The following is a 23,097-nucleotide window of genomic DNA, read 5'->3' on the forward strand; positions in this document are numbered from 1 at the left end:
GGAGGCGCCCCTGACATCGGCACGACGCCACCGGATACGTTGCGGCCATGACGACGGTGCATACCCACGACGACCTGACCGCCCGTGCCGAGCAGGCCGATGCTGCCTCCCCGCTCCGGAGCACCCGCGGCCTCTTCACGCTCCCCGACGACGTCATCTACCTCGACGGCAACTCGCTCGGGGCCCTGCCGAGCGCCGTGCCGGCCGTCGTCGACGACGTCATGCACCGCCAGTGGGGTGAGCGGCTGATCCGCTCGTGGAACGAGGCCGACTGGTGGGGCGCACAGACCCGCGTCGGCGACGCCGTCGGGCGTCTCGTCGGGGCCGCTCCCGGGCAGGTGGTCGTGACCGACTCGACGTCGGTCAACCTCTTCAAGGCGGTCATCGGCGCCGGCCGCCTGCGGCCCGGCCGCACGGTCGTGCTCACCGACCCCGACTCCTTCCCGACCGACCTCTACATGACCGAGTCCGCAGCGGAGCTCGCCGGCCTCGAGGTGCGCCGGATCCACCCGCGTGACGCCGTCGCCGCCATCGCCGAGGTCGGTGACGCCCTCGCGCTCGCCTCCTACTCGAGCGTCGACTACCGCACGGGCGAGCTCTGGGACCTGCGCGCGATCACCGAGGCCGCCCACGCCGTGGGCGCTCTTGCGTGCTGGGACCTCTGCCACTCCGCCGGGGTCATCGAGGTCGACCTCGACGACGGCGGTGCGGACCTCGCCGTCGGGTGCGGCTACAAGTACCTCAACGGCGGCCCGGGTGCCCCCGCCTTCCTCTACGTGGCGGCCCGCCACCAGGACGACTTCGAGCAGCCCCTGACCGGCTGGCAGGGGCACGCCCACCCCTTCGAGATGCGTCCGGACTACGAGCCCGCGCCCGGCATCACCCGGGCCAGGGTCGGGACCCCGCCCCTGCTCTCGGTGCTCGCCCTCGAGGCCGCGCTCACGGCATACGACGGCCTCTCCCCCGCCGACGTCCGGGCGGCGTCGCTCTCGGTGACCGGCACGTTCATCGACGCCCTCGACGCGCTGGGGGTCGACCTCCCGCTGGCGACGCCGCGCGACCCCGAGCGCCGTGGCTCGCAGGTCTCGCTGCGTCACCCGCAGGCCTTCGCCGTCGTGCAGGCGCTCATCGCGCGCGGCGTCATCGGTGACTTCCGCGAGCCCGACATCATCCGCCTCGGCTTCGCACCGCTCTACGTCACCCACGTGGACGCGGTGCGGGCCGCGGTCCACGTCAAGGAGGTCCTCGACGGGCGGGAGTTCGAGCGCCCCGAGTTCGCGGAGCGCGGCGCCGTCACCTGAGGCGCCGCAGCGAGGCGTCCACGAGCACGTCGACGTTGTCGCTCCACTGCTCGGCGGAGCCGACCCCGCGCGCCAGCGCCCGCACGACCGGGTCGGTGACGCTCGCCTCGAGAGCGTCGACGACGGCCGCGCGCACGCCGCGGTAGGGCCGGTCCCAGAACGGTTCGACCGGCTCGGCGGTGGTCGGCAGTCCGGCGTCGCCCTGGACCGCGGCGAGCAGGCGCAGCGCCTCGACGAGGCCGGCCTCCCGCTGCCGCCAGTCGGGTGCCGCCAGCGCGCGGTCGAGCGGCGCGAGCGCGGCTGCGGCCCGGGGCAGCCGGGCGAAGCTCGTGCCGAGCCACTTGGCGTACGGCGGCCACCGGCGCTCCACCAGGTGGCCGAGGTGCATCGCGATCCCGGCCAGCCGCGCCGCGACCACGCGCGAGCCGAGCTCGTCGCCGCGCTCCGCCGTCCGGCCGACGAAGGGGAGCTCCTGCCCGAGCCGGGCCCAGTCGGTCGCGACGACGTGCCGCCAGACGTCGTCGGGATACCACTCAAGCCGCTGCCGTATGCCGTCCAGCTCGCCCACGTCGTCGACGAACACCTCTCCCCCGGTGACCTCGAGGACGGCCTGCCCCGTGAGGGAGAGCCACTCGTCCACCGTCAGGTCGCGGGTGGGGTCGACGCCGAGGCGGGAGACGGCGAGGTCGCGCGCCGTCTCGACCTGCACCCGGTGGCGCACGGCCGGGTCCCACGTGGTCGCGAACCGGGTGGGGTGGCCGGCGAACGACTCGGGCAGCTGCTCGGCGAGGTGGTCGTCGACGGCGATGACGACATCGTCGGGGACGAGGAGGTTGAGGCGCAGCCCCCAGTCGTGGTCGCGCGACATCGCGTCGTCGAGACCGAGGACGTCGGACCCGCTGCCGAGACGCGCTGCGGCACAAGGCATCCCGGGCCAGCGCCCCCGCACGAGCGGTTCGACGATCTCGTCGAGGTAGGCCCGCGACAGCTCGGTTCCGGAAGGACTCACGCCCCCGATCGTGCCAGCCCCCGTCTCCGCAACACACCGTGCAGGTCCCGACTCACCGGGATCGGGCGCGGGTGTGTTGCGACCTGCACGGTGTGTCGCGAGGTGGGTGGGTCGCGCGGCATGACGGCGTGTGCCGCCGTGCCCGGTGGGGCACGGCGGCACACGCCGGTGTCAGGCTGGGAGTGCGGAGGTCACCAACCGCGCTCGGAGAGACGGTGCGGCTGGGCGAGCTCGTCGACGTTGATGCCGACCATGGCCTCGCCGAGGCCACGCGAGACCTTGGCGATGACGTCGGGGTCGTCGTGGAAGGTCGTCGCCTTGACGATGGCCTCCGCGCGCTGGGCCGGGTTGCCGGACTTGAAGATGCCCGAGCCGACGAAGACACCCTCGGCGCCGAGCTGCATCATCATCGCGGCGTCGGCAGGGGTCGCGATGCCTCCGGCCGTGAAGAGCACGACGGGGAGCTTGCCGGCCTCGGCGACCTCCTTGACGAGCTCGTAGGGAGCCTGGAGCTCCTTCGCCGCGACGTAGAGCTCGTCGGGGCTCATCGAGTGCAGGCGGTTGAGCTCGGCGCGCAGGGTGCGCATGTGGGTCGTGGCGTTCGAGACGTCACCGGTGCCGGCCTCACCCTTGGAGCGGATCATCGCCGCGCCCTCGGTGATGCGGCGCAGGGCCTCGCCGAGGTTGGTCGCGCCACAGACGAAGGGCACGGTGAACTGCCACTTGTCGATGTGGTTGGCGTAGTCGGCCGGGGTCAGCACCTCGGACTCGTCGATGTAGTCGACGCCGAGGCTCTGGAGCACCTGCGCCTCGACGAAGTGGCCGATGCGGGCCTTGGCCATGACCGGGATCGAGACGGCCTCGATGATGCCGTCGATCATGTCGGGGTCGCTCATCCGCGACACGCCGCCCTGGGCGCGGATGTCGGCGGGGACGCGCTCGAGAGCCATGACGGCGACGGCGCCGGCGTCCTCGGCGATCTTGGCCTGCTCGGCCGTGACGACGTCCATGATGACGCCGCCCTTGAGCATCTCGGCCATGCCGCGCTTCACGCGCGTCGTGCCGGTGTGGCTCGTGCCGCTCTGCTGGTCAGCCGCGGGCGTGCTGCCCGAGGTCGGGGTGGTGCTCACGATGTCCTGCTTTCCCGTGATCTGGGTTCGGTGTGCCTCAAAGCGTAGGCCCCCGCGCGAGGTGGGGACGACGCGGTCCGGGGTCGAGCGCGTGGGGCCGGTCACACGAGGGCGAGGTGCTCCGGCGAGTCGTCGTTGAACTCGATGGTGTGCGGCATCGGGGTGTAGCCCGCGAGGTGGAACATGCGGATGGTCCACTTGCGCCGCACCCGGCGGACGTCGGTGACGGCGTCGTTGTGGAAGCGTCGCGCCAGCTGCACGCGCGTGCAGGCCGAGGCGAGTCGGGCGAGCACGTCCTGCCCCAGCGCCGTCGAGCGCAGCGTGCTGACCGCCTGCGGTGTGAGGGCGAGCTCGAGGGCCTCGGTGAGGTCGTTCTCGGCGAGCTCGCGGGCGTCGCCGTGCTCCGACGGCGCCTCAAGGGACTCCGCCGCCGCGTTGGCCAGGATGAGCGCCGTGGCACCGTCGAGGAGCCCGCTGTTGGCCAGCTCGACGGCCGCCTCGGCCCGGCGCACCAGCCGCGCGTCGAGGGCGGCGAGGGTGCCGCTGAGGCGGACGTGGAGCCGGTCGAGACGGGCCGCCGTGTAGGAGAGGTACCAGGCGATGACGACGAGGACGAAGAGGATCGCGAAGACCCACGAGAGGACCTCGCTCACCGGGCACCCCCGCGCAGGAAGCGGTTCCAGCGTCCCTGCGGCTCGAGGTGCGCGGCCGCGACACCCTCGATGACGGTCTCGTAGACGGCGAGGATCTCGTCGGCGACGACCGACCAGTCGAAGAGGCTGGCCCGGTGCTGTCCGGCGGCGGCGAGCTCGGCGCGGCGCTCGGGTCGCCGGAGCAGGTCGACGAGCGTGCGCGCGAGGTCGTCGGGCTGCTCGTTGGCGAACATCGCGCCCGCCGTGCCGCCGTCGAGCACTCGTGAGAAGGCCGCGAGGTCACTGGCGAGGACGCAGGCGCCGGCGCTCATCGCCTCGATGAGGATGATGCCGAAGCTCTCTCCCCCGGTGTTGGGCGCGACGTAGACGTCGACGGACGCCAGCAGCGACGCCTTGTCGTCGTCAGAGACGGAGCCGAGGAACTCGCACGCGGCGACGACCTCGGGCGGCCAGCCCTCGGTGACCTCCTCGGGGTCGCCGGGCCCGGCGACGAGGACACGCAGTCCCGGGATCGAGCGGAGGATCTCGGGCAGGGCCGCCGCGAGCACCGGGAGTCCCTTGCGCGGCTCCCCCATCCGGCCGAGGAAGGCGATCGTCGGCGACGCGGGCGTGCCCATCCACGCGGAGCGCCGCGGGGCCCCCGCGAACCGGTCGACGTAGACGCCGTTGGGGATGACGACCGCGTCGCCGCCGACGTGGGTCGTGACCGTCCGACGGGCGTCCTCGCTCACGGCGATGCGGCCGGCGATCTTCTCCAGGCTGGGTCGGATGATCGGGTAGGCGGTCTGCATCGTCCGCGACCGCAGCATCGAGGTGTGGAAGGTCGCGACGATGGGCCCCTCGGCCGCCATGAGCGCGAGCACGCTGACGCTGGGCGTGACCGGCTCGTGGAGGTGGAGCACGTCGAACTGGCCGGCGTCGAGCCACTTGCCGACCTTGGACGCCGTGACGGGACCGAAGTTGAGACGCGCGACGGAGCCGTTGTAGCGCACGGCGGTGGCCCTGCCCGCCGACGTGACGTAGTCGGGCAGCGCGGTCTCGCTGTCTGCCGGCGCGAGCACGGACACGTCGTGGCCCTGGCCGATGAGGTGCTCGGCGAGGTCGCGCACGTGGAACTGCACCCCGCCCGGGACGTCGAACGAGTACGGGCAGACGATCCCGATCCTCACGTCGTGCGTCCCGTCGACTGCGCCGACTCCGCCGACTGTGCCGACTGTGCCGACTGCGCCGACTCCGCCGACTGAGCGGCGGGCTGGGCAGCGGCGTCGGCCGAGGCAGGCGCGGGAGCGTCGAGGTCGTCGACGAAGACCCGCTGGAGCATGTGCCAGCTCGACGTGTGCTCGCGGATCGCGACGGCGAGGTGGTCGGCGCACTGCTGGATGAGGTCGGCCGCCTTGACCGCCGTCGTGCCCTCGACACGGGGCACGAGGCGGTTGCTGAACTCGATGACCGTGCGGTGTCCTCCGAGCCCGGTGCCCGCGGGAGCGGGTTCGTACCAGATCCGGGCCGCGAAGAGCGGCGCACCGGTCATGAGGGACAGGACGGCCGGCCCCTTGGCCATGCGTGCGCGGTGGCCGAGGAGGTCGACCTCGACGCCGCCGTTCGTGAGGTCACGGTCGGCGGCCAGCGCGATGAGCCTCCCGCCGCTCCGCGCCGCGTCGAGCAGCCCGTGGAACGGGTCGTCCCCGCCGGTGAGCGGGATGATGTCCATGTCGATGCTGCGCCGGAACGCCACGAACTCCTGGAACACCTCTTCGGGCTTGAGCCGCTCGGCGACGGTCGTCACCGGCATGAGGTTGCCGGCGGACCAGGCTGCGGCGAGGTCGAAGTTGCCGAGGTGGCCCACGAAGACGACCCCCGCGTCACCGCGCGCGCACAGCTCACGGACCTCGGCGTCGCCACGTACGACCACCGCCCCGTCGATCTGGGCCCGGGTGAGCGAGGGGAGCCGGAACGCCTCGCAGTAGTAGCGCATGTAGGAGCGCATGCCGTGGCGCACCAGCGAGTCGAGGTCGGCGTCGGACAGCTCGGGCCGCACCCGACGGTAGTTCGATCGGAGCCGGTCGATGCCCTTCCCACCGCGCCGGAAGGCGATGGCCGCCACCCGGTCGAAGAGGGCGTATGCCGCCCGCTCCGGGAGGGCGCGCACGACGGACCACCCGAGCTTGAAGCCGAGCACGCTGACGGTGTCGGTCGCGCGCCGTGCGAGGTCGGTCACGCGCCCACCTCGCCGGAGGCGAGAGCCTGGCGACGCACCGTCAGCATCCGCTGGAGGACGGTGACGAGGCTCGCCACCGCGAGCAGGCCCAGGACGACGCCGAGCAGGATCGTCGAGTTGAAGAGGTCGGCGAAGAAGGCGGCGACGAGTACGGCGACGAGCCGGTCGGCGCGTTCGGCGATCCCGACGTTGGCCGTGTAGCCGAGGCCCTCTGCCCGAGCCTTGGCGTAGGACACGACACTGCCGAGGATGAGGCAGCTGAGCGCGAGCCCGGCCATGAGCTGGTTGTTGCCCTTGCCGGCGTAGAAGAGCACGAGGCCGCCGAAGATCGCGGCGTCACCGATGCGGTCGAGCGTGGAGTCGAGGTAGGCCCCCCACTTGCTCGAGCGGCCGGACTCGCGGGCCATGATGCCGTCGACGTTGTCGGAGAAGACGAACGCGGTGATGACGAGCACACCGACCCAGATCTCACCGCGGGGGAAGAACGCCAGAGCCCCGGCGCACACCCCGAGGGTGCCGACGACCGTCACGACGTCGGGACTGATCCCGAGCCGGAGGAACAGGTGGGCGATCGGACCGAGGATCTTGGTCAGCGACGCGCGCAGGAGTCTGTTGAGCATGGTGGTGACAGCGTACTGACCGGTCGGGTGTGCTCGGGCCCGGCGCACGCTCCGTGGCGCGTCCGTGACCTGCGGGCGCGCACCGGGTGGTCCTCAGCCGGTGGTCGGGTCGGTCGGCCGGTCGGTCGGCCACGCGTCGACGAGGCGCGCGCGGGTGTCCTCGAGCAGGACGGGTAGCGCCTTGGTCTGGGCGACGATGGGCAGGAAGTTCGAGTCGCCGCTCCAGCGGGGCACGACGTGCTGGTGCAGGTGGGCTGCGACCCCGGCGCCGGCCACGGCTCCCTGGTTCATGCCGAGGTTGTAGCCGTGCGGCTCCGAGGCCGACTGGAGGGCGTGCACGGCCTGCTTCGTCAACGCCGTGAACTCGGCCGTCTCGTCGTCGGTGAGGTCGACGTAGAGGGAGACGTGACGGTAGGGGCAGACGAGGACGTGGCCCGGGTTGTACGGGAAGAGGTTCATCACGACGTAGCAGTGCTCGCCGCGGTGGACGATGAGGCCATCCGCGTCCGTCTTGCCCGGAGCGGCGCAGAACGGGCAGCCGTGCCCGGCCTCGTCGGTGGGCTTGTCACCGAGGATGTAGGCCATCCGGTGCGGGGTCCAGAGCCGTTCGAAGCCGTCCTCGACGCGGGCGAAGTCGGCCGCCGGCTCGACGGTGGGATCCGGGGTGGGCTGGGGGTCGGGGCTTCCACCCGTGGGCGTCGGGCCACTCCCCTGCGTCGTCATGGTGACTGATCCTAGGACGAGGCCCGCGACGGGCGACGACCCGTCGGCCGCGTGTCGATTTCCCCATCGGCCCGACCTTCGGTTCAATGGAGTCGGCCCTGCGGTGTGTGAGACCGCAGGGCCTTCGTCGTCCCCGGACCCCGACAGGACCCGGACAGGGAACAGCCCTGCGGGTGTGAGAGCCGCAGGGCCGGGATCCTCTGACGCACAGGCCTGGACGGACTCGTCGGTCGACCCGGTGCGAAGGAAGGTGAAGGCCCGGGAAGTATGAGTTCCCGGGCCTTCTGTTCGTCCTCGCCGAAGCGATTCGGAAACCGATCCGCCGAAGCGGTTCGGTTCATCATTTGTAACCCCGCGGACGCCGGCGCGCAAGCCCTTGTCGGCACTTTCTTCGGTGCGACCGAGAGGGGGCGGCGTGTCGCCCGGACACGCCGCCCCCGGCCCGCGCGAGGGCCGTTCGAGGCCGGTCAGCGGAGCGTCAGGGCGTACACCTCGAAGCGGTCGTCGGCGGGCAGGGTGACGGCCTGGAGCTGCCGGGCCGGGTCCACGGCCACGGTCGTGCCGAAGATCTGGACCGGAGGTCCGTCGACGCCCGAACCGCCCTTGATCCGATGGTCCATGGCAATCGCGACGGTGTTGCCGTTGTGCCCGCTGCCCGCCGCCCAGTCGGTCAGTGCGACCGGGACGGACTGGACGCTGCCGTCCGTGTAGGTCAGGCGCAGGGCCGTCCCCACGTCGCCGTTGTGCGTCGACCCGACGAGATGGATCGTCGAGCGGCTGCCGGCCTGGACGAGCAGCGTCTGGCCGCGCCCCTCGACGAAGTTCGGCGTCGTGCCGGAGGTGACCGGGGCGGCATACGTGGTCCCGTCGTGCACCCACGGGCCCGGAGCGGGCAGCAGGGCTGCGTCGTAGCTCCAGCCGCTGCCGTCGAAGTTGCCCTCGCTCGGTGCGGCGACGGTCGCCGTGCCGTCGTGGTTGCGGGCCGGCGCCAGGTCCACGGCGCACCCCGGTGCGCCGTCCACGCAGTCGAGGGCCTCGCGGACCTGGACGGGCACCGTGCGCGTCACGGCATCGACGCCGGGGGCGGTGGCGGTCACGACCACCTCGTGGTCACCCACGCCCAGGCCGGCGGGGAGGCGAAGGGTCACCGGAACGGTCGCGCTCGCGGGCACGCCGTTGCTGTGCAGCACGGCAGCACCCTCGCCGCCCGAGCCCACCGCGGCCGTCCAGCCTGCGGGGGCCGTCACGGACACGTCGACCGGCAGACTCTTCGGGGCCTGGCCCACGAGGTCGACGGCGAGGCGGGCCTCACGCGCCCCGGTCGGCACGACGACGGGGTTCGGACGAGCGGCCATCGAGAGCGACAGGCGCGGGTCGCGTCCGGCCTGCACGGCCGACGGCGGCACGTCGGCCGGCGTCGTGCCCCAACGGCTCGGGGTCGTCCCCACGGTGTGCGCGACGGACCCTCCCTGCCGGATGGCGTCCCAGCCGACCCAGCTCTTCGTGCTCCGGGCACCGTCGACGGTCAGGGTCTGGACGTAGCGCCGGTCGTCGGACACCCCGGGCGCGGTGATCGTCAGGTGACCGCCCTGTCCGGTGCGCACCGACGTCGGAGCGGCCACGGCGACGTCGACGCGCTCGAACTGGGGCGAGCTGACGACGAAGACGTTCGACCCGCTCATCGTCGGGTAGAGGCCCCAGGACGAGAAGACGTACCACGCCGACATCGTGCCGAGGTCGTCGTTGCCGGTCATGCCGTCGGGGCCGTCGGTGAAGAGGGTGAAGGCCGCCCGTGCCACCGTGGCGATCTTGGCGGGCTGCTGGACCCAGGCGTAGACGTAGGGCGCGAGCAGGTCGGGCTCGTTGTTCGGGTTGTAGGTGGGCTTGCTGTAGTAGGCGTAGGTCGCCTCGATCCAGTCGGTGCGTGCGGTGCCGGCCGGGTCGGTGAGCAGCTCCGGGTAGGCGAAGAAGTCGTCGAGGCGCTTCTCGGTCGCCGCCCGACCACCCATGAGGCGGGTGAGGCCGGCCGGGTCCTGCGGGACGAGCCACTGGTACTGGTACGAGCCGCCCTCGTGGAAGGCGTGCGACGCCTCGACGGGGTCGTAGGGGTCGAGCCACGTCCCGTCGGCCAGACGCGGGCGGAAGGTCTGCGTCCCGGCGTCCCAGAGGTTGCGGTACCAGCCGCTGCGCTCGGTGAGCATCGCCGCGTCGGCGGTGTGGCCCAGCCCCTTGGCCATCAGGGCGAGGGACGCGTCGGCGGCGGAGTACTCCAGCGTCGCCGAGGCGGGGTGGGCGCAGTCGTTGTCCCCGCCGTGCGACACGCAGTCGGTGCCCACGTCCAGACCGAAGGGGATGTAGCCGAGCTTCTCGTACCAGTGCTGCCCGGCGCGGCCGTTGTACTGGCTGTCGGCGGGCGGGCGCTCGGTCGCGTTCTGCTTGAGCAGCGCGTACGCCTCCGCCTCGTGGCCGGTGAGGAAGCCCTTGCTCCAGCCCTCGACGAGGAACGGGGTGACCGGGTCGCCGGTCATGATGTTGGTCTCGCTGTTGACGAGCGCCCAACGGGGCAGCCATCCGCCCTCGCGACCGATGGCGAGCACGGACAGGTAGGAGTCGCGGGCCACGTCGGGTGCGAGGACCTCGAGGAGCTGGTTCTGCGGGCGGTAGGTGTCCCACAGCGAGAAGTTCTGGCGCGGCGTGTAGCCCTGCGCCACGTGGTTCTTCCCGTCCCAGCCGTGGTACCGACCGTCGACGTCGGACGCGAGGTTCGGGTGCATGAGCGAGTGGTAGAGCGCGGTGTAGTAGGCGGTGCGACGCTCGGTCGTGCCGCCCGTGACGCGGGCCTTGCCGAGCTCGGACTCCCACCGCTGGGCGAGCGCGGCCCGGGTGGCGTCGAAGTCGAACGAGTCACCGGTCTCCTTGGCCAGGTTGGTGCGCGCGCCGTCGGGGCCGGTGTAGCTGAGGGCGACCTTCATCGTCACGGACGTCGTGCCCGTCGGGAAGGTGACCGCGGCCCCGTTGCCGGCGTTCGTCGTGGACGCGTCACGGGCCCCTGACGTCAGCGTCGACCCGCTCCAGGTGCCGAACGAGCTGAAGGGCCGGTCGAACTCGGCCCGGAACCACACCGTGTGCTCGTCCTTGCCCGCGCAGAAGTTGCCGTCGTGGATGCGGCCCTCGACGACCCGGTCGCCGACGACGTGGACCTCGGAGTCGAAGACCCGCATGTTGGCCTTGCCGGTGTTGAGCAGGACGTTCGGCTGCTTGTCGGCCGGGAACGTGTAGCGCTGCCAGCCGGTGCGGTCGGTGGCGGTCAGCTCGGCCTGGACGCCGTGGCTCGCCAGGCCGACGCGGTAGTAGCCGGGTTCGGCCTCCTCGTCGGTGTGGCTGTAGGTGGACCGGTAGCGGTCCGGGTCCACGGTCGTCACGGAGCCGGTCGTCGGCATGACCGGCAGCTCGCCGACCACCGGGCATCCGACGCCCGACAGGTGGGTCTGGCTGAAGCCGTAGATCGAGCCCTGCGAGTGGTCGTAGCCGCCTTCTCCCCCGGTGTCGGGACTCACCTGCACCATGCCGAACGGAGCGCTGGCCCCCGGGAAGGTGTTGCCGTTGTCCTGGGTGCCGATGAACGGGTTGACCGCGTCGACGAGCCGCTCGGTGGGAGCGGCTGCCGCGGGTGGCGCCCCGGAGGGCAGGACGGGGCCGAGGACGGCGGCGGCGAGGACGGCGGTGCCGAGCGAGCGGAGCACGGTGCGCATGGAGGTTCCTTCACGGGCGACGACGATGTCCTGCCCGAGACTCGTGACGACCGGCGCGACGGTCAACCGGTGGCCGGTGTCCTGTCCGATGGACGTGCGACATCGGACAGAAGCGGACGTATGCCGCCGGGCCCGGTCCCGATGAGGGGCACCCGACCCGACGGCATACGTCGGTGGCTCCGGTCGAGGACGGCGCTCAGACCTGCGCGCGGCTCTCGATCGCGGCGAGGATCTCCGTGATGGCGTCGTCGACGGGCACGCCGTTCTTCTGCGAGCCGTCGCGGTAGCGGAACGAGACGGCGCCGGCGGCGCGGTCCTCCTCGCCGGCGATGAGCGTGAAGGGCACCTTCGACTTGCTCGCGTTGCGGATCTTCTTCGGGAAGCGGTCGTCGCTGGCGTCGAGCTCGACGCGGACTCCCTTGCGCTTCAGGCGGTCCAGCACCTCACCGAGGTAGTCCGCGTAGTCCTCGGCGACCGGAACGCCGAGCGCCTGGACCGGGGCGAGCCACACCGGGAAGGCACCGGCGTAGTGCTCGACGAGGACACCGAGGAAACGCTCGATCGAGCCGAACTTCGCGGAGTGGATCATGACCGGCTGCTGGCGGGTGCCGTCAGCAGCCTGGTACTCGAGGCCGAAGCGCTCGGGCTGGCTGAAGTCGTACTGGATCGTCGACATCTGCCAGGTGCGGCCGATGGCGTCCCGCGCCTGGACCGAGATCTTGGGCCCGTAGAACGCAGCGCCACCCGGGTCGGGCACGAGGTCGAGACCCGACTCGGTGGCCACCTGCTCGAGGACGGCGGTGGCCTCCTCCCACTGGGCATTCGTGCCGATGAACTTGTCCGCCTTCTCGCCCTCGGTCTCACGGGTCGACAGCTCGAGGTAGAAGTCGTCGAGGCCGAAGTCGCGGAAGAGCCCGAGGCAGAAGTCGAGCAGGTGCTTGATCTCGCCCGGCGCCTGCTCCTTGGTGACGTAGCTATGCGAGTCGTCCTGGGTCAGGCCGCGCACGCGGGTCAGGCCGTGCACGACGCCGGACTTCTCGTAGCGGTAGACCCCGCCGAACTCGAAGAGGCGCAGGGGCAGCTCGCGGTAGGAGCGACCACGCGACTGGTAGATGAGGTTGTGCATGGGGCAGCTCATCGCCTTGAGCTGGTACTTCACGCCCTCGAGCTCCATCGGCGGGAACATCGTGTCGGCGTAGTACGGCAGGTGGCCTGAGGTGTGGAAGAGGCCCTCCTTGCTGATGTGCGGCGTGCCGACGTACGAGAAGCCCTCCTCGATGTGCCGGCGGCGGACGTAGTCCTCCATCTCGCGCTTGATGACGCCGCCCTTGGGATGGAAGACCACGAGGCCGGAGCCGAGCTCGTCGGGGAAGCTGAAGAGGTCCATCTCGGCGCCGATGCGGCGGTGGTCGCGGCGCTCGGCCTCGGCGAGGCGGTCGAGGTAGGCCTTGAGGTCGTCCTTGGTCGGCCACGCGGTGCCGTAGACGCGCTGGAGCTGCGGGTTCTTCTCGGACCCGCGCCAGTAGGCGGCGGCCGAGCGCATCAGCTTGAACGCGTTGCCGATGAGCTTGGTGCTCGGGATGTGCGGGCCGCGGCACAGGTCGCCCCACGCGCGCGTGCCGTCACGGCGGATGTTGTCGTAGATCGTCAGCTCACCGGCCCCGACCTCGACACCGGCGCCCTCGGCGGCCTCGTCGGCGTTGCCGCCCTTGAGACCGACGAGCTCGCACTTGTACGGCTCGTCCTTGAGCTCCTCGAGCGCGTCGGCGTCGGTGACGACCCGCCGCGCGAAGGTCTGCCCCTCGTTGATGATCTTCTGCATGGCCTTCTCGAGGGCCTTGAGGTCATCGGGGTGGAACGGGGTCTCGACGTCGAAGTCGTAGTAGAAGCCGTCACGGATGGGCGGCCCGATGCCGAGCTTGGCGTCGGCGTGGAGCGACTGGACGGCCTGGGCGAGCACGTGGGCGGTCGAGTGGCGCAGGACGGCGAGCCCGTCCTCGCTGTCGACCGTGACGGGCTCGACGACGTCGCCGTCGGCGAGGACGTGGAAGAGGTCGCGCAGCTGACCGTTGACGCGCGCGACGACGACGGCGCGGTCACCCTCGAAGAGCTCACCCGCCGTCGTCTGCTCCGCGACCGATCGCTCGCTTCCGGCGACGGTGACGGTGATCTGTGCAGACACGGTTGGTGCTCCTCGTTCGAACGGGACCCGCCGTCGGGCGGCGGGTCGTGGGGGCGCCGCTGCAGGCGGCTCGTGCAAGCGTATCGAGGCGCCGCGGGACCGAGCGACACGGTTTGGTCGGGGGACCCACCTCGGCCGGCCCGAAGTGGCCCGCAGGACGGCTCCCGAGCGGATACTGGTGAGCCGGGCCGCCGTCTTCCGAGCGCGCCCCGGCACAGGAGGGACGCCCGTGGAGCAGCCGACCGACAGTCCGTCACCGCCGGCCGTGCCGGCAGCGCCGCCCGTGCCGCCCGTGCCGCCTGTGCCCGGGTGGGAGTCGCTCGGGCTCGACCGCTCGACGGCGCTCGCGCTGGCCGAGACGGCCGAGGCGGCGTTCATGCTCGCCCTGCACGACGGCGCACCCGCCACGGCGAAGGCCGCGCTGGGCATGCAATCCGAACGCGTGGCCGGTGGCGTGGCCGTCGTCATGGCCGGTGACCCCACGGGCGGCTACTGGAACAAGGCCCTCGGCTTCGGCGTCACCGAGCCGGTCACGGACGCCCTCGTGTCGCACCTCGTGGACCTCTACGCGTCCGCCGGCGCGCCGGCCCTCTGCCTCCAGGTCGCGCCGGCCGCCCTCCCGGCTGACTGGGACGACATCTGCGCGCGCCACGGCATCGTGGGTGGGTCCGTCTGGGCCAAGCTGCTCCGCCCGGCGGCCACGTCGACGACCACGTCGACGACCGACCTCCGGGTGGGCACGATCGGTCCCGAGGACGCCGAGGCGTACGCCCGCGTCTTCGCCGGCGGCTTCGGGATGCCGCCCGAGCCGCACCTGCTCTCGATGTTCGCGGCGGCCGGATCCGGCGGACCGGGGTTCACCGCCTACGGCGCCTGGGACGGGGACGAGCTCGTCGCCGCCGCCAACCTGCACGTCGCGGGGCCGGCGGCTGCCTTCTGCGGGGCGGCGACCCTCCCCGAGGCGCGCGGCCGTGGTGCCCAGTCGGCCTTCATGCGGCTGAGGGTCGAGGCGGCGCGGGCGGCCGGCTGCACGTGGATGAGTGCGGAGACCTGGCAGGAGCTCGAGGGAGCCCACAACCCGTCGCTCCACAACATGCTGCGCTCGGGCTTCGTCGAGGTCTACGACCGCCGCAACTGGGTCTGGCGACCGGGGGGCCTGGGGTGACGACGTCGATCACCGTGGCGCTGGCGTCACCCGCTGCCCACGCCGAGGTCATCGAGCTCGCCAGTGCTCGGCTCCAGCACCTGACGAGGGCCGAGGTGGCCTGGCCGTTCGAGTCGCCCGAGGTGTTCACCCATCTCGTCGTGGCCGTCGCGAGGGACGACGACGAGCACCTCCTCGGCATCGGCCTGTCGCTCCGGCCCACGTTCGCGCCGCCGGACCGGTCGATGCTCCGGGTCGTGGTCGCCCGTGACCACGAGGGGCGCGGCGTGGGGAGCGCCCTGCGCCGGTTCCTGCTCCCCCACGTCCCCGACACGACTCGACGACTCGGCGGAGGCGTCTACGACGACGAGCCGAGGTCTCTCGAGATCGTGCGCCACTGGGGTTTCGGCGTCGAGGAGCACGCGATCGACTCGGCTCTCGACCTCGTCGAGCACCCGCCCGAGGCCCCCGTCGTGCCGGCCGGGGTGGTCCTCGAGGAGGTCCCGGACCTCGACTTCGACGACGAGGGCGCGGTCGAGACCATGCTCCGGGCGAGCCAGACCAACCCCGAGGCGGCGGTCGGCTTCGTCATGACGCTCGAGAAGTTCCGCGCGATGACCACGAGCGGCGAGACCCCGATCTGTGTGGTGGCCCGGGTCGACGGCACGCCCGCCGGGATCTCCTACGGGACGGTGAGCTCGGGCGAGCTCTTCATCGCCTACAGCGGCATCGACCCGGCGTTCCGAGGCCGCAGCCTCATGCGCCTCGTCAAGCAGCAGGCGCACGTCGCCGCGGCCTCGGCAGGCGCGACGAAGGCCCGGACGAACAACGAGGAGCACAACGCCGGCATCCGCCGGATCAACGCCGAGCTCGGCTACGTCGTGCAGAGCGGGGTGTACCGGCTCGTCCAGGACCTCTCCGCCGCCGAACCCTCGGCGTGAGCAGCGCCGTCGCCCGTCACCAGGTGTTCTCGACGACGGCGTGCTCGATCTCGCCCTTCGCGTGCTCGAGGACCGAGAGCGTGCGCGACGCCTCGAACGCCGTGCGCAGCCGCACCGACGACGGCAGCCGCACCGGCTTGCGGAACCACACGCGGCTCGTGAGCCCGGCCTCCGGCAGCCGCGGCCCGAGGGCGGCGAGCACCCTGGCGTAGGAGTACATCCCGTGGGCGATCGCGCTCGGGAAACCGAGCGGCCTGGCGGTCAGCGCGTGCACGTGGATGGGGTTCCAGTCACCCGACACGGCGGCATACGCCCGACCGGTGCCCTCGCCGAGTCGCCACAGCGGCCCCGTCGTGACGGCGGCGAGCGGGGCGGTCGACGGTGGCTCGGACGGGTCGGCGTCAGGGTGCTCGGCCCCGCGTGAGAGGTAGGTGCTCACCCCGCGCCACACGACCTCGCCCCGCACCCCGACCTCTGACACGAGGTCGACCTGCCGGCCGCGGCGGTGAGGTCGGAGGTCCTGCGCCCAGACCGAGACGTCGAGCGGCTCGTCGACCCCGACGGGTCGCAGCGCCTCGATGCGGTTCTCGACGTGGACGGCACCGAGCAGCGGGAGGGGGAAGCGGTCGCCGCTCATGACCGCCATCTGGAGCGGGAAGGCCACGAGGTGCGGGTAGGTGGGCGGCAACGTGCCGGAGACGGGGAAGCGGCACACGTGGGCGTAGTCGACGAGCTCGTCGACGTCGACGCGTATGCCGGCCCGTGACCAGCGGACGTCGGGCAGCGTGTCGCTCGAGCTGCCCCTGCGGAGCGCGGCCGTGGCGTAGATCCGGCGCAGGTCGGGCGCCGCGTCGAGGGTGATCTCCTTGGTCATGGGACGCTCACGCCCCGAGCAGGCTCTGGCCGCAGACGCGGACCACATGCCCCGTGACGGCCGCAGCCCCGGGCTGGGCGAACCAGGCGATGGTCTCGGCGACGTCCTTCGGGTGGCCGCCCTGCTGGAGAGAGTTCATCCGGCGCCCGATCTCCCTCGTGGCGAAGGGGATCCGCGCCGTCATCTCCGTCTCGATGAAGCCTGGAGCGACGGCGTTCACCGTGATCCCGCGGTCCGCGACCTGGCGCGACAGCGCGGTGACGAGGCCGATGACGCCGGCCTTGCTCGCGCCGTAGTTCGTCTGGCCACGGTTGCCGGCGATGCCCGCGATCGAGGCGACGCAGACGATGCGGCCGCCGTCGGCGAGTCCGCCCTCGCCGAGGATCGCGTCGTTCATCCGCAGGACCGAACGGAGGTTGACCTCCATGACGCTGTGCCATCGGTCGTCGTCCATGTTGACGAAGAGCTTGTCGCGGGTGATGCCGGCGTTGTGCACGACGACGTCGAGGCCGCCGTGCCGCGTCGTGGCGTGCTCCACGATGCGGGAGCCGGCGTCGTCCGACGTGACGTCGAGCTGGAGCGCAGTGCCCCTGACCTCGTTGGCCACCGTGGCCAGCGCATCACCGGCCGCCGGGACGTCGACCGCGACGACCGTCGCGCCGTCACGGGCCAGCACGCGGGCGATCTCGGCACCGATGCCTCGCGCCGCGCCGGTCACGACGGCCACCTTGCCGTCGAGAGGGCGCAGCGCGTCGACGTCCCCGCTCGTGGACTCGTCGACCCGGACCACCTGTCCGTCGACGTAGGCCGAACGCCCGGAGAGGAAGAACTCGACGGCGGACCTGACGCCGTCGTGCGCCTGCCCCTGTGCGAGAACGAGGTTCGCCGTCGCTCCCCCTCTCAGCTCCTTGCCGAGGGAGCGCACGGCGCCCTCGAGGGCACGCTGGGTCGTCACCTCGGCGACGTCCGTCAGCGTGGCCGGGTCCGTGCCGATGACCACGACGCGACCGTTGCGTCTGAGCGCCTTGACGGCGGGGGCGCCGAGCAGACGAAGCTGGTCGAGATCGGCCGGGTCGGTGGCGGCGCTGAGGTCGAGGACCACCGCCCCGACCTTGTCGCCCTCGTCGGGCAGCGTGGACACCGCGGCGACCCCCTCGCCCCCGAGCCAGGCGGCGACGCCGTCGGCGAAGCGGCCGCCGCCCGCGACGAGCACCGGCCCCTCGCACAACGGCATACCGGGTTCGTAGCGGCGCAGCCGGGTCGGCTGTGGCACGCCGACCTTTCGGGCCACGGGCGAGCTGACGATGGTCGTGAAGAGGTCGGTCATGCTCACGCCTCCAGGATCGCGACGACGCCCTGCCCACCGGCAGCGCAGATGGAGATGAGACCTCGGCCTCCGCCGGCCTCCTTGAGCTGCTTCGCGAGCGAGGCCACGATGCGTCCGCCCGTCGCGGCGAAGGGGTGGCCCGCGGCGAGCGAGGAACCGTTGACGTTGAGCCTGCTGCGGTCGATCGAGCCCAGCGGCGCGTCGAGGCCGAGGCGCTCGCGGCAGAAGTCGGGGTCCTCCCAGGCCTTGAGCGTCGTGAGCACCGTCGCGGCGAACGCCTCGTGGATCTCGTAGAAGTCGAAGTCCTGCAGGGACAGGCCGTTGCGGGCGAGCAGGCGCGGGACGGCGTACGCCGGGGCCATGAGCAGGCCCTCGTCTCCGTGGACGTAGTCGACCGCCGCGGTCTCGGCGTCGACGAACCATGCGAGCGGCGTGAGCCGGTGCTCGGTCGCCCACTCCTCGCTCGCGAGCAGCACCGCCGAGGCGCCGTCGGTCAGGGGCGTCGAGTTGCCGGCGGTCATGGTTGCGCCCTCACCCTTGCCGAAGACGGGCTTGAGCGTCGACAGCTTCTCGACCGTGGAGTCGGCGCGGAGGTTCGTGTCGCGCGAGACGCCGAGGTAGGGCGTGACGAGGTCGTCGAAGAAGCCCCGCTCGTAGGCGGCGGCGAGGTGCTGGTGGCTGGCGGCGGCGAGCTCGTCCTGGGCTTCACGGGTGATGCCCCACTGCGCGGCGGTCAGGGCCATGTGCTCACCCATCGAGAGCCCCGTCCGAGGCTCGACGTTCTCGGGGACGGCCGGCACGAGGTGACCCGGGCGCAGGCCCGTGAGCGCCTTCGCGCGCTCTCCGGCGGACCGCGCCCGGTTGACGGCGAGGAGCGTCTGGCGCAGGCCCTCGCTCACGGCGATCGGTGCGTCGCTCGCGCTGTCGACACCCCCGGCGATGCCGGCGTCGACCTGGCCGAGTGCGATCTTGTTGGCGACGAGGACGGCCGCCTCGAGCCCGGTGCCGCAGGCCTGCTGGACGTCGTAGGCCGGGGTCGCGGGGTCGAGGCGGGTGCCGAGCACGGTCTCACGGGTGAGGTTGAAGTCGCGGCTGTGCTTGAGGACCGCCCCGGCCACGACCTCGCCGAGCCGCTCCCCCGCGAGGCCGAAGCGGGCCACGAGTCCGTCGACGGTCGCGGTCAGCATGTCCTGGTTGGACGCCTTGGCGTAGGGGCCGTTGGACCGGGCGAAGGGGATGCGGTTGCCCCCGAGGACCGCGACTCGACGCAGCGCGCGTGGGGTGGACTGGGAAGCCATGGGTCTCTCCTGCTGTCGGATGTCTGACCTGCCGTTCTCGACCAAGATAACCGAAACCGGCAGTAGTCGATACAGCCAGTACCTGTTACTTTCGTGAGATGGACAACGACGTGGATCGTCCGGGACAGGCTCCCGCCGCCCCTCGGGACGGGCGGGACTCGCGCTGGGAGCGCCATCGGGAGGAGCGCCGCGCCGCGCTCGTCGACGCGACGATCCGCGCGATCCGCACCCACGGGGCCGGCGTCGGGATGGACGACATCGCGGCCGAGGCCGGCACGTCCAAGACCGTCATCTACCGCCACTTCGACGACAAGGCCGGGCTCTACCGTGCCGTGGCCGCCCGCATCGACGGACGCGTCGTCGGCAACGTCGGGGCCGCCCTCGGCCGGTCGAGCACGTCGGCGGCGGACACCCGCGAGCTCGTCGCGTCCACCGTCGAGGCCTACCTCGCCCTCGTCGAGTCCGACACCGAGGTCTACCGCTTCGTCGTCAACCGGCCGCTCGTCGACCTCCCGCTCGCCGACGACCCTGTCGGAGGCACGGTCGACCAGGTGACCGACCAGCTGACGGGCCTGCTCCTCGAGGCACTGCGGTCGCCGGCGACCGACCCGTCACGGGCCCGCACGTGGGCCATCGCGCTCGTCGGCTCCGTGCGTGCGGTCGCCGACGACTGGCTCGCCACCCCCGAGGCCGACCGCGCCCCGCGCGCCGCCGTCGTCGACTCACTGACCGACCTCGCCTGGCACGGGCTCGCGCCCGTCCTCACGGCCCACTCCCCCACGCACACGACCACCTCCCCGACCCCCGCGACCTCCTGAGGTCCAGACCGGAAGGCACCGAGATGTCCACGGCCACAGACTCCCCCACAGACTCCCCCACGGACTCCCCCACCGGCTCGCGCGGCAGCTCGGTCGGCTCGCCTGCAGCCAGCCGCTCCCCGGCACCCGAGCACCTCGACCCGGGCCCCGGGCCCGAGACCCCGTCCCGACCCGCGCTGACCGCGGCCCTCCGCGACCACCTCGACGGCCCGTTCGGCGAGGTCCGTGACCACTGCCGAGCGCTCGACGCCGCGACGTTCGGACCACCGTCGGCGCCGCTGCCGATGGAGGAGCACCGCTCCCGGGTCACCGCCCAGCTCGCTGCCCTGGCCGCGGAGCCGTACGCCGCTCGCGGGTTCCCCGAGCACCAGGGCGGCACCGCCCGCTACGGCGAGGCCGTCGCCGCCTTCGAGATGCTCGGTCACACCGACCTCTCGCTCTTCGTCAAGGCCGGCGTCCAGTGGGGCCTCTTCGGCGGCGCGGTCTCGCTCCTCGGCACGAGTCGCCACGACCACCTCCTGCCGCGCATCACGTCCGGCGAGCTGCAGGGCTGCTTCGCGATGACCGAGACGGGCCACGGCAGCGACGTGCAGAGCCTGCTGACCACGGCGACCTTCGACCCGGGGACCGACGAGATCGTCATCCACTCCCCCGAGCCCGCGGCACGCAAGGACTACATCGGCAACGCGGCCCGCGACGGGCGCATCGCGGCGGTCTTCGCACAGCTCGTCGTGGGCGGCGAGTCCCGTGGCGTGCACTGCGTGCTCGTCCCGATCCGCGACGAGTCCGGCACTCCCGCAAGGGGTGTGACCATCGAGGACTGCGGTCCCAAGCTCGGTCTCGCCGGCGTCGACAACGGACGGCTGCTCTTCGACCACGTCCGGGTGCCGCGCACCAACCTGCTCGGCCGCTACGGCGACATCGGTGACGACGGCACCTACACCAGCCCCATCGACAACCCCGGCCGCCGCTTCTTCACGATGCTCGGCACGCTCGTCCGCGGTCGCATCTCGGTGGCCGGTGGAGCGGGCGCCGCGGCCCGTTCGGCCCTGGCCGTGACCACGACGTATGCCGCCGGGCGCCGCCAGTTCGCCGCCCCCGGCACCGAGGTGGAGACGACCGTCCTCGACTACCGCACCTACCAGCGGCGCCTGCTGCCGAGGATCGCGACGGCATACGCCCTCCAGCTCGCGCAGCACGAGCTCGTCTCCGCGATGGACGACGTGCTCGCCGGGCGCACGACGTCCGAGGAGGACCAGCGCCGGCTCGAGACCCGGGCGGCTGGCATCAAGGTGCTGACGACCCGGCACGCGACCGACACCATCCAGGAGTGCCGCGAGCTGTGCGGCGGGGCCGGCTACCTCTGGGCCAACCGTCTCGCCGCGCTCAAGGCCGACACCGACATCTTCACGACCTTCGAGGGCGACAACACCGTGCTGCTCCAGCTCGTCGCCAAGTCGCTCCTCGCCGAGTACCAGGCGACCTTCGGCGACCTCGACACCGCCGGGATCGTGCGCTTCGGCGCGCGGCTGGTCGGCGGCACCGTCATCGAGCGGTCGTCCGCGCGGGGCATCATCCAGCGACTCGTCGACGCCGCGCCGGGCCGCGAGGAGGACGTCACCTTCGGCATCCGCGGCACCCAGCTGCGTCTGTTGCGCGAGCGAGAGGAGCACCTCATCGAGGGCCTGGCCCGACGGCTCCGGCGGGCCACCGCCCCGGGCGCCGACGCGTTCGCGATCTTCAACGCGACGCAGGACCACCTCGTCGACGCGGCGACGGCACACGTCGAGCGCACGGTCGCCGAGACGTTCGCTGCCTCGGTCGAGTCCTGCACCGACGACGAGGCGCGCGCCGTGCTCGCCCGGGTCTGCGACCTCTACGCCCTGTCGACGATCGAGCGCCACAAGGCGTGGTACCTCGAGCACGACCGGCTGAGTCCTGCGCGCGCCAAGGCGCTCACCGCCCTCGTCAACGAGGTCTGCGCGGAGCTGCGCCCGCACGCCACGACGCTCGTCGACGCCTTCGGCATCCCCGAGGGCCTGCTGACGACGGAGATGTCGGGGACAACCTGATCCGGCGTGCGGTCGCGCGGCTCGTGTCGCGCGAGCTCACACGGGGGCGCGCGGGACGCCGCACGGCCACCGAGGTCGCATGCCGTCCCGCGCCTGAGTCGTGCGTCAGTCCTTCGCGCGCTGGTAGCGGCCGCGACGGTGGACGAGCGGGACGTCCTCGACCCCGACCTCGGCGTGCTCGATCGTCGCCTCGACGAGCACCGACCACCCGACGTCGCGGCGACTCGCCGGGTCGAGGCGCACGCCCATCCACGTCGTGGCATGGCGTGGCCGTGGACCCCAGTCGGTCTGCTCCCACTCGATGAGCCGGAAGGCCCCGCCGGGCGCGGGCATGACGCCGGCGAAGACGTCCGCCAGGCGCTCGTCACGCGCGCCGAGCAGCGTGACGACGGCGGTGCCGGTCTCCTCGAGCGCGTCGAGCACGTCGGAGTCGGGATGCAGGAGCCCGATGACCCTGCCGGGCTCCCCGGTGGCCACGAGGTAGGACGAGACCGTCAGGCCGACCCGCTCGATGCCTTCGCCGGCCGTCCAGAGCGACACCGTCCCACCGATGCGTCCGCGCAGTCGCCGGACCGGGTCGCGGTCCTCGTCGGGAGTGTCGAACGGGTGCTCCGTGTGGATCGTCATGCCGTGTCCCCACCCGGAGGCGGTCCGGACCGGCCACCGGGGCGGACGCTCATTCGGCCTCGGCCTCGGCGACGAGCAGCGCGTCGTCGACCGACACCTCGCCCGGCTCGACGACGCGGGCGTAGACGCCGGCGCACTGCGAGGGCGTCTGGGTCACCTCGAGCGTGCACTCACCGACCCGGACGATGCGGCCCACGAGCTTCTCGAGCACGGACGACTCCATGTCGAGGACGATGTTGGCCTTGGGGTGGGTCGCGACGTAGTCGTCGGCGGAGACGAGGTGCACGGCGTGCTTCTTCGAGCGGTTGCCCTCGGGACCGGTCTCGGTCACCTGGACGGAGGCGAGCTCCTGTCCGGGAGCGTCGGAGTCGGGATAGATGAACAGGCTCGAGACCGTGGCGATCATGG

The 23,097-nt window shown here is 72.3% G+C and carries 19 protein-coding genes; 5 read left to right on the forward strand and 14 right to left on the reverse strand.

Going from position 1 to position 23,097, the window contains the following annotated elements; all coding sequences use genetic code 11:
* The first annotated feature begins 47 nt into the window (after nucleotides 1–47).
* A complete protein-coding gene (gene kynU, locus H283_RS0114820) occupies nucleotides 48–1,301 on the forward strand; it encodes a kynureninase (RefSeq protein ID WP_020144312.1) in 1,254 nt (417 codons plus the stop codon).
* Here kynU and H283_RS0114825 read toward each other — a convergent pair.
* The 9 genes from H283_RS0114825 to thrS all read right to left on the reverse strand — a co-directional run bounded on the left by H283_RS0114825 (nucleotide 1,294) and on the right by thrS (nucleotide 13,588).
* Nucleotides 1,294–2,310 (reverse strand): DUF4037 domain-containing protein, encoded by a 1,017-nt coding sequence (locus H283_RS0114825; RefSeq protein WP_020144313.1) that lies wholly within the window; start codon nucleotides 2,308–2,310, stop codon nucleotides 1,294–1,296. The two genes, kynU and H283_RS0114825, sit on opposite strands and share 8 nt — an antisense overlap.
* A 191-nt stretch (nucleotides 2,311–2,501) precedes the next feature.
* Nucleotides 2,502–3,440: a pyridoxal 5'-phosphate synthase lyase subunit PdxS gene (gene pdxS, locus H283_RS0114830; RefSeq protein ID WP_051103665.1), complete on the reverse strand. Its 939-nt coding sequence runs from the start codon at nucleotides 3,438–3,440 to the stop codon at nucleotides 2,502–2,504.
* 101 nt (nucleotides 3,441–3,541) lie between these two features.
* Nucleotides 3,542–4,093, reverse strand: a complete 552-nt coding sequence (locus H283_RS0114835; protein ID WP_020144315.1) for a hypothetical protein — start codon at nucleotides 4,091–4,093, stop codon at nucleotides 3,542–3,544.
* Nucleotides 4,090–5,262, reverse strand: a complete 1,173-nt coding sequence (locus H283_RS0114840) for a glycosyltransferase family 4 protein (RefSeq protein ID WP_020144316.1) — start codon at nucleotides 5,260–5,262, stop codon at nucleotides 4,090–4,092. Before H283_RS0114840 ends, H283_RS0114835 begins: the two co-directional genes overlap by 4 nt.
* Nucleotides 5,259–6,311, reverse strand: coding sequence for a phosphatidylinositol mannoside acyltransferase (locus H283_RS0114845; protein WP_020144317.1), 1,053 nt, complete (start codon nucleotides 6,309–6,311; stop codon nucleotides 5,259–5,261). The genes H283_RS0114840 and H283_RS0114845 overlap by 4 nt, the downstream gene beginning before the upstream one ends.
* Nucleotides 6,308–6,931 (reverse strand): phosphatidylinositol phosphate synthase, encoded by a 624-nt coding sequence (pgsA, locus tag H283_RS0114850; RefSeq protein WP_020144318.1) that lies wholly within the window; start codon nucleotides 6,929–6,931, stop codon nucleotides 6,308–6,310. Before pgsA ends, H283_RS0114845 begins: the two co-directional genes overlap by 4 nt.
* A gap of 93 nt (nucleotides 6,932–7,024) precedes the next feature.
* Entirely contained in the window at nucleotides 7,025–7,654 is a 630-nt protein-coding gene (locus tag H283_RS0114855; protein WP_020144319.1) for an HIT domain-containing protein, read from the reverse strand.
* 467 nt (nucleotides 7,655–8,121) lie between these two features.
* Nucleotides 8,122–11,406: a GH92 family glycosyl hydrolase gene (locus H283_RS0114860; protein WP_028785611.1), complete on the reverse strand. Its 3,285-nt coding sequence runs from the start codon at nucleotides 11,404–11,406 to the stop codon at nucleotides 8,122–8,124.
* A 196-nt stretch (nucleotides 11,407–11,602) separates the two neighbouring features.
* Entirely contained in the window at nucleotides 11,603–13,588 is a 1,986-nt protein-coding gene (gene thrS / locus H283_RS0114865) for a threonine--tRNA ligase (RefSeq protein ID WP_020144321.1), read from the reverse strand.
* A 229-nt stretch (nucleotides 13,589–13,817) separates the two neighbouring features.
* On the opposite strand from thrS, the gene H283_RS0114870 reads away from it, so the two are divergent.
* Both H283_RS0114870 and H283_RS0114875 read left to right on the forward strand, forming a co-directional pair.
* Entirely contained in the window at nucleotides 13,818–14,753 is a 936-nt protein-coding gene (locus tag H283_RS0114870; protein WP_020144322.1) for a GNAT family N-acetyltransferase, read from the forward strand.
* The gene (locus tag H283_RS0114875; RefSeq protein ID WP_020144323.1) at nucleotides 14,750–15,673 is read left to right on the forward strand and encodes a GNAT family N-acetyltransferase; all 924 of its coding nucleotides are present in this window, start codon (nucleotides 14,750–14,752) and stop codon (nucleotides 15,671–15,673) included. Before H283_RS0114870 ends, H283_RS0114875 begins: the two co-directional genes overlap by 4 nt.
* Nucleotides 15,674–15,689: 16 nt before the next feature.
* Here H283_RS0114875 and H283_RS0114880 read toward each other — a convergent pair whose 3' ends face one another.
* The 3 genes from H283_RS0114880 to H283_RS0114890 are packed head-to-tail and all read right to left on the reverse strand — an operon-like array spanning nucleotide 15,690 to nucleotide 19,172.
* Nucleotides 15,690–16,547, reverse strand: coding sequence for a MaoC/PaaZ C-terminal domain-containing protein (locus H283_RS0114880; RefSeq protein WP_020144324.1), 858 nt, complete (start codon nucleotides 16,545–16,547; stop codon nucleotides 15,690–15,692).
* Between the two features lie 7 nt (nucleotides 16,548–16,554).
* Nucleotides 16,555–17,874, reverse strand: a complete 1,320-nt coding sequence (locus H283_RS0114885) for a 3-oxoacyl-ACP reductase (RefSeq protein WP_028785612.1) — start codon at nucleotides 17,872–17,874, stop codon at nucleotides 16,555–16,557.
* A 2-nt stretch (nucleotides 17,875–17,876) separates the two neighbouring features.
* Complete coding sequence (locus H283_RS0114890; protein WP_020144326.1) at nucleotides 17,877–19,172, reverse strand: acetyl-CoA C-acetyltransferase; 1,296 nt, start codon at nucleotides 19,170–19,172, stop codon at nucleotides 17,877–17,879.
* A gap of 98 nt (nucleotides 19,173–19,270) precedes the next feature.
* On the opposite strand from H283_RS0114890, the gene H283_RS0114895 reads away from it, so the two are divergent.
* Nucleotides 19,271–19,990 carry a TetR/AcrR family transcriptional regulator gene (locus tag H283_RS0114895; RefSeq protein ID WP_020144327.1) on the forward strand — a complete coding sequence of 240 codons (720 nt, stop codon included), beginning with the start codon at nucleotides 19,271–19,273 and terminating at the stop codon, nucleotides 19,988–19,990.
* Between the two features lie 23 nt (nucleotides 19,991–20,013).
* Nucleotides 20,014–22,062, forward strand: coding sequence for an acyl-CoA dehydrogenase (locus H283_RS0114900; RefSeq protein WP_020144328.1), 2,049 nt, complete (start codon nucleotides 20,014–20,016; stop codon nucleotides 22,060–22,062).
* Between the two features lie 105 nt (nucleotides 22,063–22,167).
* On the opposite strand, the gene H283_RS0114905 is transcribed toward H283_RS0114900, so the two are convergent.
* Both H283_RS0114905 and H283_RS0114910 read right to left on the reverse strand, forming a co-directional pair.
* Complete coding sequence (locus H283_RS0114905; protein ID WP_020144329.1) at nucleotides 22,168–22,689, reverse strand: flavin reductase family protein; 522 nt, start codon at nucleotides 22,687–22,689, stop codon at nucleotides 22,168–22,170.
* 49 nt (nucleotides 22,690–22,738) lie between these two features.
* Nucleotides 22,739–23,095 carry a hypothetical protein gene (locus H283_RS0114910; protein ID WP_156023209.1) on the reverse strand — a complete coding sequence of 119 codons (357 nt, stop codon included), beginning with the start codon at nucleotides 23,093–23,095 and terminating at the stop codon, nucleotides 22,739–22,741.
* Nucleotides 23,096–23,097 lie beyond the last annotated feature (2 nt).

The organism is Terracoccus sp. 273MFTsu3.1, assembly GCF_000383675.1.
Classification (GTDB): Bacteria; Actinomycetota; Actinomycetes; order Actinomycetales; family Dermatophilaceae; genus Terrabacter.